Annotated in this window: 9 protein-coding genes; 4 read left to right on the forward strand and 5 right to left on the reverse strand. The window is 70.5% G+C overall.

The genetic code is table 11. The features are described 5' to 3' along the window. Positions 1-163 precede the first annotated feature (163 nt). Both KFLA_RS27780 and KFLA_RS27785 read right to left on the reverse strand, forming a co-directional pair. Entirely contained in the window at positions 164-862 is a 699-nt protein-coding gene (locus KFLA_RS27780; protein ID WP_012923161.1) for an aggregation-promoting factor C-terminal-like domain-containing protein, read from the reverse strand. A gap of 174 nt (positions 863-1036) precedes the next feature. Continuing rightward, on the reverse strand, positions 1037-2371 hold the full coding sequence (locus KFLA_RS27785; RefSeq protein ID WP_012923162.1) for a PhoH family protein: 1335 nt from the start codon (positions 2369-2371) through the stop codon (positions 1037-1039). A 425-nt stretch (positions 2372-2796) separates the two neighbouring features. On the opposite strand from KFLA_RS27785, the gene KFLA_RS37995 reads away from it, so the two are divergent. Beyond that, a complete protein-coding gene (locus KFLA_RS37995; RefSeq protein ID WP_012923163.1) occupies positions 2797-3930 on the forward strand; it encodes an NYN domain-containing protein in 1134 nt (377 codons plus the stop codon). On the opposite strand, the gene KFLA_RS27795 is transcribed toward KFLA_RS37995, so the two are convergent. Next, entirely contained in the window at positions 3897-4676 is a 780-nt protein-coding gene (locus KFLA_RS27795) for an isoprenyl transferase (RefSeq protein ID WP_012923164.1), read from the reverse strand. The genes KFLA_RS37995 and KFLA_RS27795 overlap by 34 nt on opposite strands. A 299-nt stretch (positions 4677-4975) precedes the next feature. Between KFLA_RS27795 and trhA the strand changes: the two genes are divergently transcribed. Both trhA and KFLA_RS27805 read left to right on the forward strand, forming a co-directional pair. After that, positions 4976-5761, forward strand: coding sequence for a PAQR family membrane homeostasis protein TrhA (gene trhA, locus KFLA_RS27800; RefSeq protein ID WP_012923165.1), 786 nt, complete (start codon positions 4976-4978; stop codon positions 5759-5761). Positions 5762-5854: 93 nt separating this feature from the next. Further along, complete coding sequence (locus KFLA_RS27805) at positions 5855-7030, forward strand: phosphotransferase (RefSeq protein WP_012923166.1); 1176 nt, start codon at positions 5855-5857, stop codon at positions 7028-7030. Here the strand turns inward: KFLA_RS27805 and KFLA_RS27810 are convergent. Then, positions 6990-7493 (reverse strand): nitroreductase/quinone reductase family protein, encoded by a 504-nt coding sequence (locus KFLA_RS27810; protein WP_012923167.1) that lies wholly within the window; start codon positions 7491-7493, stop codon positions 6990-6992. The two genes, KFLA_RS27805 and KFLA_RS27810, sit on opposite strands and share 41 nt — an antisense overlap. Before the next feature lie 44 nt (positions 7494-7537). Between KFLA_RS27810 and KFLA_RS27815 the strand changes: the two genes are divergently transcribed. Further along, positions 7538-8059, forward strand: a complete 522-nt coding sequence (locus tag KFLA_RS27815) for a hypothetical protein (RefSeq protein WP_237706615.1) — start codon at positions 7538-7540, stop codon at positions 8057-8059. Positions 8060-8106: 47 nt separating this feature from the next. Here the strand turns inward: KFLA_RS27815 and KFLA_RS27820 are convergent, their stop codons facing one another. Continuing rightward, complete coding sequence (locus KFLA_RS27820) at positions 8107-9528, reverse strand: M28 family metallopeptidase (protein ID WP_041289512.1); 1422 nt, start codon at positions 9526-9528, stop codon at positions 8107-8109. Between the last annotated feature and the right edge of the window lie 2 nt (positions 9529-9530).

A 9530-nucleotide genomic window follows, 5' to 3' on the forward strand; every position in this document is an offset into this window, starting at 1 on the left:
CCGCCGAGACCCCCGGCGCCAACCCCCGGCAATTTCGAGGGATAACCCAGCAGGTTGTGGGTTCAGGGGCCCGCCTGCGGTCGGAGAACCCACAACTTGGCGGGTTATCCCCTCAAACAGAAAGGGGGGAGCCGGCGCGGGTGGGCGGGGCGGGGTGGGGCGGTCAGTACCAGTTTTTGCGTTTGGAGTGGGCCCAGGCTTCGCAGGGGGAGCCGTGGGCGTCCTCGATGTAGTCGAGGCCCCACTTGATCTGGGTGACCGGGTTGGTGCGCCAGTCCGAGCCGTACGCCGCCATCCGGTTGCCGGGCAGGGCCTGCGGAATGCCGTACGCGCTGGAGGTCGGGTTGTCCGCGGTGACCTTCCAGCGGGACTCCTTGGTCCACAGCTTGTCCAGGCAGGAGAACTGGCTCTCGCCCCAGCCGTGGTTGTCCAGCAGGTTGAAGGCGATCTCCTTCGGGGTGCCCTCGAGCTCCTTGCGCGCGGCGTCGCGGGTGGCGCGCTCCTTGCGGGAGTTCTCGTTGGTCTTCTGCAGCGCCTGGTAGCGGGCCAGCGCGGCGTTCTTGGCCTTGCGGCGCAGCGCGGCCCGGTCCTGCAGGGCCTTGCGCGCGGTCTCGACGGCCTCGATCTGGTTGCGGAGCCGGACCACCTCGACGGCCTGCTCCTCGGCGGTCAGCGGCTTCGGCGACGGGGACTTCACCTGGCGCGCCTTCTCACTGTTCAGCACCGCCAGCTCGGCCCGGCCGGAGACCGGGTCGGAAGCGGCTGTGCTGCCCGGGGCGGTGAAGAGGTCGATCCCTGCGACGACCGAGACGACGGCGATCCCACAGACCGCGAGGACCGCGACGGAGCGCTTCGCTTTCATCTGTCCTTCCGAGAAACCCGACCCCCGTCGGCTGCAACAGAAACATACTCTGGACCAAACAGACCGTGATCACAAGCAGGTCACAACACACGGTGCGGCCACATGAGCTGTGGCCGCACCGGGTACCGCGGAATTTTTAACCGGGCTTTACAGTGCCCGGCCGCGCGTGTCGCTTCAGAGCTGCACGTCCTCCAGCATCTCGGTGACCAGCGCCGCGATCGGCGAACGCTCCGACCGGGTCAGCGTGACGTGCGCGAACAGCGGATGTCCCTTCAGCTTCTCGACCACCGCGACCACGCCGTCGTGCCGGCCGACCCGCAGGTTGTCCCGCTGCGCCACGTCGTGGGTGAGCACGACCCGGGAGTTCGCGCCGACCCGGGACAGCACCGTGAGCAGCACGTTGCGCTCCAGCGACTGGGCCTCGTCGACGATCACGAACGCGTCGTGCAGCGACCGGCCGCGGATGTGGGTCAGGGGCAGCACCTCGAGCATGCCGCGGTCCACCACCTCGTCGATCACGTCGCTGCTGGTCAGCGCGCCGAGCGTGTCGAACACGGCCTGCGCCCAGGGCTGCATCTTCTCCGACTCCGAACCGGGCAGGTAGCCGAGCTCCTGGCCGCCGACCGCGAACAGTGGCCGGAACACCACCACCTTCTTGTGCTGGCGGCGCTCCATCACCGCCTCCAGCCCGGCGCACAGCGCCAGCGCCGACTTGCCGGTGCCGGCCCGGCCGCCCAGCGAGACGATGCCGACGTCGGGGTCCAGCAGCAGGTCGAGCGCCACCCGCTGCTCCGCGGACCGGCCGCGAATGCCGAACGCCTCCCGGTCGCCGCGGACCAGCCGGATCCGCTTGTCGGGCATCACCCGGCCGAGCGCGCTGCCCCGGTCCGACAGCAGCACGAGCCCGGTGTGGGTCGGGAACTCGCCGGCCTGCCGGAGCTCCAGGACGCCGTCCTCGTACAGCGAGTCGACGTCGGCGGTCTCGACCTCCAGCTCGCTCATCCCGGTGTAGCCGGATTCCAGCGCCAGCTCCGCGCGGTACTCCTCGGCGACCAGGCCGCAGGCGGACGCCTTGACCCGCATCGGCAGATCCTTGGAGACCAGCGTGACGTCGCGCCCCTCGGCCTGGAAGTTGCAGGCCACCGCGAGGATGCGGCTGTCGTTGTCGCCGAGCCGGAACCCGGCGGGAAGGCTTTCGGGGTCGGTGTGGTTCAGCTCGACCCGGAGCGTTCCGCCGTTGTCTCCCACGGGCAGGGGCGCGTCCAGGCGTCCGTGCAGGATCCGGAGCTCGTCCAGCAGACGCAGCGCGGTGCGGGCGAAGTAGCCGAGCTCGGGGTGATGCCGTTTGGCCTCCAGTTCGGTGACGACGACCACCGGAACGATCACCTCGTGCTCGTCGAACCGCTCCATCGCATGCGGGTCGCTGAGCAGCACGGAGGTGTCCAGCACGTAGGTGCGCTGGGCCGGTACGGATGAGGTGCTTGACGCCTTGGCGTGAGTGGCAGCCATGTCGCACGTCCTCTCGGGCCGCAGCGTGCACCACGCCCGGCCCACCAGTGTTAGGTGATGGACCGGGAGCTGGATGCCCAGGGGTCTGGTGCAGACCCCCTCCGGCGCGCCGCACGAGCGCCACCGGAAACCAGTGAGACCGAGACCGGGGGTCTCGGGCACTCCGTTCTGCCCCTCATGGGGCAACCGGCTGGGACGAGATACTCATCTGATCGGGCCTCCCGGACAGCCGGCTTCCCCTCCGACCGTCACTTAGGAGCGTAGGTCGCTGCTGGTAACCGCGCAGCCCGACACGCCCGGCCACGGGGTTAACGGCTCGTGACGCGCTTCCCTCCGACGGGGGACCCTCCGCTCGCCCCTGCGGGGGAACCCGTTCGCCCGAGCGGGGGATCCGCTGCCCAGGGCGGACGGGAAAGGCTGTGACCATGCGGAAGAACTGGCCGGTGTGGACAGGGTGTGCGGCCGCCCTCTGGTCGCTCGCGTACGGCGTACTGGGCGTGTTCTGGGCGCTCGGCGGGGACGGGTATCCCTTCGCCCGGGTGGTGGACGACCGGGCCACGGCGTCGGTGCTGGAGGGGGCTCCGGTCGAGGTGGTGGCGCCGGTGATGGCGGCACTCGGCTTCACCGGGGCGGTGGTGGCGGTGCTGATGACGGTACGACGGCCCCGCGGGTGGTTCTTGCAGGGCTACGCGGCGGGAATGGCGGTGCTGCTCGCGCTGGTGATTCCCGACTACACACCGTTGGCGATGGTGGCCCTGTCCCCTGCGCTGGTGGTGTTCACCTTCACCGGGGTTCCCGGCGCGCAGGGCGGCATCGAGGACATCCTGTACTGGCACCGCGTCAACCTGCTGCTGGTCTTCTTCGGCGGACTGCTCTGGGCCGCCACGGCGGTCGCGTACCACCGGCGAGCCCGGCAGGCCTGCGTGTTCTGCGGCCGCGGTGACGGCGTACCGGCGGCGTGGACCACGCCGGAGGCGGCGTTGCGGTGGGGGCGACGGGCGGTGCTGGTCGCGGTCGTGTCGAACGTGCCGTACGAGTTCACCCGGGTGGCCTGGTACTTCGGGTGGCCGCTGGGTATCACCGAGCAGTTCCACCAGGAGATGGTCGACACGCCGGGGATGCTGGAGATGGGACTCGGGATGGCGCTGCTCGCGGTCGGCGGCAGCATCCTGACGCACGGGCTGGTGCAGCGGTGGGGCGAGGTCTACCCGCGCTGGCTGTGGTGGCGCGCCGGTCGCCGGGTGCCGCCCTCGCGGGCGATCGTGCCGGCGGCGGTGGTGGCGGTTGTGCTGATCCCGGCCGGGCTGATGAACCTGCGCCTGCCGGGCGGCAACCTGAGCTCGGAGTGGGGTCTGGCCATGCCCGGCGTGCTCTGGATCGTCTGGGGCGCCGCGCTCGGGGCCGCGACGTACGCCTACTACCTGCGTCGCCGCGGCACGTGCGCGCGCTGCCACCGAGGTGAAACCGCGCGGGATCTGCTGGCCGAGGCCGCACGGCCGACCCCACCGTCGGATCGGCCGGTCGTTCAGGTGCCGAAGCGGCGCTCCCGCTGGGCGTAGGAGCGGATGGCCCGGAGGAAGTCGACGTGCCGGAAGTCGGGCCAGAGCGCCTCGCAGAAGTAGAACTCGCTGAGCGCGCTCTGCCAGAGCAGGAAGCCGCCCAGCCGCTGCTCCCCGGAGGTGCGGATGACCAGGTCGGGATCCGGCTGGCCCTTGGTGTAGAGGTGTTCGGCGATGTGCTCGACGTCGACGCGCTCGGCCAGCTCCTCGATGGAGATGCCCTTCGCTGCCTCCTCGAGCAGCAGGGAGCGGACGGCGTCGGCCAGTTCGCGCCGGCCGCCGTAGCCGACCGCGACGTTGACCAGCAGGCCGTCGACGTGCTGGGTCGCGGTCTCCGCGCTCTTCAGCACCTCGGCGGTGGCGGCGGGCAACAGGTCGAGCGCGCCGACCGGGTGGATCCGCCGGCCGCCGACCGAGGCGAGCTCCTCGACGGTCTGCTCGATGATGCGCAGCAGCGGCTCCAGCTCGTCGGCCGGACGGGTCAGGTTGTCCGTGGACAGCATCCAGACGGTGACCACCTTGACACCGACCTCGTCGCACCAGTCCAGGAACTCCGCGATCTTGCTCGCGCCCGCCTCGTGCCCGCGCGAGACCGGGTCACCGGCGGCCCGGGCCCAGCGCCGGTTGCCGTCGATGATGACGCCGATGTGCCGCGGCATCCGGTCCGGCGACAGGGATCGCGCCAGCCGGCGCTCGTACAGTCCGTACACCGCACTGCGCAGGCGCTGCTTGCCGGGTGTCCGCATGGGCAGGTGTTCTCCTCGAGTCCTCGACCGGGGCCGTCTGCTGGGCGGGTGCAGGCGTGCCTCACCGAGGCTAGCCGAGATTTGCCGCCTCGGAGAGTGGCCGGCGGAGATCGAACTTTCCGCCCCCGGACCGCATCAGACCCTTCAGGCTGGGCTGTTGCCGGTGCACCCGGAACACTCCGCCCGGGGTCGGCGGTGCCAGGGATGTGGCTTACATTTCATCCTGAGGAACGGTTTGACCTACGGAGCCGTAGGTTACGGTTGCGTAGGTAGCGGTTCCCGACGCCGAGAGGATGGCGATGACGGCCAGCAGCGCGACCAGCAACGGCATGCCCGGCGATCCGCTGGAGCACGGCCGCGACAACCAGGCCGACAACCACGGACACGGGCACGGGCACGGCCAGGAGCACGACCACGAGCACGGTCACACCCTCTCCGACGCCCTCCGTCCGCTCAAGCCGAAGCTGCGCGGCTGGCTGCACGCCGGCACCTTCCCGCTCGCCACCGCGGCGGGCATCGTGCTGATCTGCCTGGCCCCGAGCTCGAGCGCACGCTGGGCCGCGGCCGTCTACACGCTGGGCGCGATGCTGCTGTTCGGCATCTCGGCGCTCTACCACCGGTTCTACTGGGGCCCGACCGGCGAGGCGATCCTGCGCCGGCTCGACCACAGCAACATCTTCCTGCTGATCGCCGGCACCTACACCCCGCTGGGCATGGTGCTGCTGCACGGCAGCGAACGGGTCCTGCTGCTCAGCATGGTCTGGGGCGGCGCGCTGCTCGGCATCCTGTTCCGGATCTTCTGGGTCGGCGCACCGCGCTGGCTCTACACGCCGATCTACCTGGCGCTGGGCTGGGTGGCGATCTTCTGGATGGGCGACTTCTACCAGCTCGGCGGCGCCTCGGTGGTCACCCTGCTCGCGATCGGCGGCGGCCTGTACTCGATCGGCGCGGTCGTCTACGGCACCAAGCGGCCGAACCCGTCGCCGCAGTGGTTCGGCTTCCACGAGATCTTCCACGCGTTCACGGTGGCCGCGTTCATCTGCCACTACATCGCGGTCAGCATCGCCACCTACCGCGTCGGCTGACCCCCGGACAGCCTCCCGCCCCCGATCTGAAGACAAGCTGAAGATCCGGGCGCAGTCTGGGTGGGTACCAGTCGCACCACCCGGGGGGGCACCATGACCACGACCGCACTCGACCCGCTCGGCCCGGACGCTCTGCACGGCGCCGTCCTGACCGAGCTGGTCCCGACCGTCACGGGCGATCCGGACGCCGTCCCGCTGACCGTCCGGGTCGAGCAGTTCCCGTACGAGATCGGCACGCCCAGTACCGCGGCACTGCTGCGCGTGCTCGGAACCGCTCAGCTGTCCGACGGCTCGACGACGGACTGGGCCTGCTTCGTGAAGAAGCTCCAGTCGCCGCGGCACTGGCCGTTGATCCACCTGGTTCCGGAGCACTACCGTGCGGAGTTCATCCGGAAGCTGCCCTGGCAGCTGGAGATCGCCGTGCACCGCAGCGGCCTGGCAGAGTTGCTGCCCGACGGGCTGCGACTGGCCACGGCGTACCGGATCGACGAGTACGCCGACGACCGGGCGACACTGTGGATGGAGTACGTCGAGCAGGAACCGGGGGTCTGGCCGCTCGAGCGCTTCGGCCGGGCTGCGTTCCTGCTCGGTCGGCTGTCCGCGCGGCGGCAGCCGCATCTGGTGGACCCGCTGATCCCGCGCGACGGGACTGACGAGTCCGGCGTCGGGCTGCGGTACTACACCGAAGGCCGCGTGCTCAGCACAGCCCTGCCGCTGCTGGCCGATCAGCGGACCTGGCGGCATCCGCTGCTCGCGGCGGCCGTCTGCAACACCGGCGACCACGGGCTGAAGGACGAGCTGCTCGAGCTGGCGGAGCGGCTGCCCGCAGTACTGGATGCGCTCGACGCGCTGCCGCAGTGCTATCAGCACGGGGACGCCAGCCCGCAGAACCTGCTGGTGCCACGAGACGCCCCGGACGAGTTCGTGGTGATCGACTGGGGCTTCGACTGCCCGCAAGCCGTCGGCTTCGACCTGGGGCAGTTGCTCGTCGGGCTGGCTCACGCCGGCGAGCTGCCGCCCAGCGCCCTGCCCGCTGTGCACGAGGTGATCCTCAAGGCGTTCCGGGAGGGGTTGGCCGCTGAAGGGATGCAGGTGCCGGAGGAGCAGGTCCGCTACGGGTACTTGGGCTCGCTGCTGGCCCGGGCGGCGTTCACCGCGCTCCCGCTGGAGCGGCTCAACCAGGTCACCACCGACGCCGACGTCGAGTACTTCGAGAACCGCGTGCTGCTCACCCGGGCCCTGGTCGACCTGATGAGGGAGCTCGATTAGGCGTCAGCACGAACACTCGGACTGCCCGGCCGCTGCGTACGACGTACGTGTCGTACGCCGGCCACATCTTCGTCACCAGCGGCCAGACCCGGTCCCGCTCCGCGCCTTCGGCCAGAGTGGCGTGGACCGGGATCTCGCGTCCGCCCGGCAGCGCCACCACGGCGTCGGCACGGGCCAACAGGTTGCTGGACCAGGCAGGGTGGTTCTCCTGCCCCCAGTTGGACGCGGTGACGACGAAGGAGTCCCCGTCGGGCGCGTAGATCAGCGGCACCGTCCGGGGGTGTCCGGACTTGCGGCCGGTCGTGGTCAGCAGCAACGTCGGCAGCGCGATGCGGCCGAGGATGTTGACGCGTCCGCGGGTCCGTTGTTGCAGCCAGCGATCGACCGGCACGAGGCGGCGACCCACGGTAGCGAACCAGCGCTGGTGCCCTAACAACCGGATGACGTTCGTGTACCAGCCCATGCACGAAGTCTGCCGAGCCCCCGGAAACGGGTATGCAGGAGGGTGTGAGGAATCTTCGCTTTGCCGCGGTCGCCGCGCTCGCCGGCCTGGTTGTGACCGGGTGCGGCGACGAGACCGACCCCAGCAGCACCCCCAGCCCCGGCCCGTCCAGCCCGGCGCCAACGAGTCCTGCCCCGAGCACGGCGCCCTCCAGCAGTACGCCGACCGGCGGTGCGCTGCCGCTGACCGTCACCCGGACCGGCGGCTTCGCCGGCTTCGACGACCGGGTGGTGATCGGCACCGACGGCGTCGCCACCGTCAGCCGCCGCGGCAAGGACCCGGTGAAGTGCCGGGTCGACGCGAGCCTGCTGACCGAGCTCACCGACGCGGTGCAGCAGGTCGACTGGACCGCGGTCGGCTCGACCAAGCCGACCGTCCGGCACCCCGACGACATGATCATCGCGGTCGCCTCCGGCCGCGGCCTCGCCCGGCTGGAGGACCCACGTCTGAGGCCGCTGACCGCCCCGGTGACCAAGCTGCTCACCGAGGCGGCCGCTGCGCCGGGGAAACTTTGCAAGCCGGTTTAGGGCGTGGCCCCCAAGTCCGCGCAGCAGGCGGGGACTTGGGGTACTCCCTAACCTGCGACCAACGACACGTCGTCGATCACGAAGCTCGTCTGCAGCGACGCGTCCTCCTGGCCGACGAACCTGACCGTGACCGTCCTGCCCTTGTACTGCGTCACGTCGTAGCTCTTCTGCACGTACGCCGTGGACTTGTCGAGGTTGGACAGCGTCGCCAGCGTGGTCGTCGTCGTACCGTCGACCACCTGCACCTTCACCGTGTCGTACGCCGTGGAGCCCGTGGTCTCAGCGGTGTCGATCCGGATCCAGAACGCCAGGGTCGCCGCGGCCGCCGTCGCCGGGATCGCCACCGACTGGCCGAGGTTCTCGGTGCTCGACCGGCCGTTGCCCTGCAGCCACGCCTTGTACGAGCCCGTGCGCGCCGGCTTGGTCGTGCTGTTGGTGATGACGCCGGTGGTCCCGGTCCAGCTCACCGCGCCCGACTCGAAGCCGGGGTTGAGCAGCCGGTTGGTGCCGGTCGGCGGGTTCGTGCTGCCGTAGTCCTTCTGGGCGTAGGTCCAGACCATGTGGCCGATCGCGTCGAGCTGGCGGTCCAGCGACGTCAGGTTGAGGTTGCTGATCGTGTCGCAGGACCGGTGGTAGCAGGGGTCGTAGGCCTGCCCCGCGGTACCGCCCCACTTCGACGCCTGCGCCGACGTCTTGATGCCCTCGGCACCGGAGAAGGTGCCGGCGGTCGCGATGCCGAGCGACCGGAAGGCGGCGTGGTCGGACCGGCCCTGGACGTCGACGTACTCGGTCTGCACGCCCCGGCCGGTGAAGTAGGCGGTCAGGTCGTCGCGCGCCGCGTTGCCGGCCGGGTTGTCGTTGTAGACGAAGTAGCCCGGGTTCGGCGAACCGATCATGTCGAAGTTCAGGTACAGCTCGATCCGGTCCCGGTCGGCGGCGGGCAGGTTGTTCACGTAGTACTTCGATCCGACCAGGCCGAGTTCCTCGGCTCCCCACAAGCCGAACCGCAGCCGGTTCCGCGGGGTCTGGCCGCTCGCGGCGTACGCCAGCGCGGCTTCCAGCACGCCCGCACTGCCGGTGCCGTTGTCGTTGATGCCCGGACCGGAGCTGACGCTGTCCAGGTGCGCGCCGGCCATCACGACGTGGTTGGCGTCGCCGCGCGGCCACTCCGCGATCACGTTGTACGACGTACCGGCCGAGGTGGAGAAGGACTGCAGGGTGGTGGTGTAGCCGGCCGCGTCGAGCTTGGACCTCACCCAGTCGGCGGACGCGCGGTACCCGGGCCGGCCGGTGGCGCGGTTGCCGCCGTTGCTCGTCGCGATCGACTGCAGCTGGTCGAGATGGGCCTTGGCGTTGGTGACGGACAGATCAGGCGACTCGGCGGCGGTGGCCGGCGTGGCCGGCACCAGGACGGTGCCGACCAGCGCGGCGCCGAGCACGGCGGACAGGAAGGTTCTGGGCGGGGACATGC

Source organism: Kribbella flavida DSM 17836 (assembly GCF_000024345.1).
GTDB lineage: Bacteria > Actinomycetota > Actinomycetes > Propionibacteriales > Kribbellaceae > Kribbella > Kribbella flavida.

Excerpts from the sequence above, each read along its gene's own strand:
- trhA (WP_012923165.1), top strand. The coding sequence starts at position 4,976 with ATGACGGCCAGCAGCGCGACCAGCAACGGCATGCCCGGCGATCCGCTG.
- KFLA_RS27795 (WP_012923164.1), bottom strand. The coding sequence starts at position 4,676 with ATGCGGACACCCGGCAAGCAGCGCCTGCGCAGTGCGGTGTACGGACTG.
- KFLA_RS27805 (WP_012923166.1), top strand. The coding sequence starts at position 5,855 with ATGACCACGACCGCACTCGACCCGCTCGGCCCGGACGCTCTGCACGGC.
- KFLA_RS27780 (WP_012923161.1), bottom strand. The coding sequence starts at position 862 with ATGAAAGCGAAGCGCTCCGTCGCGGTCCTCGCGGTCTGTGGGATCGCC.
- KFLA_RS27820 (WP_041289512.1), bottom strand. The coding sequence starts at position 9,528 with ATGTCCCCGCCCAGAACCTTCCTGTCCGCCGTGCTCGGCGCCGCGCTG.
- KFLA_RS27785 (WP_012923162.1), bottom strand. The coding sequence starts at position 2,371 with ATGGCTGCCACTCACGCCAAGGCGTCAAGCACCTCATCCGTACCGGCC.
- KFLA_RS27810 (WP_012923167.1), bottom strand. The coding sequence starts at position 7,493 with ATGGGCTGGTACACGAACGTCATCCGGTTGTTAGGGCACCAGCGCTGG.
- KFLA_RS37995 (WP_012923163.1), top strand. The coding sequence starts at position 2,797 with ATGCGGAAGAACTGGCCGGTGTGGACAGGGTGTGCGGCCGCCCTCTGG.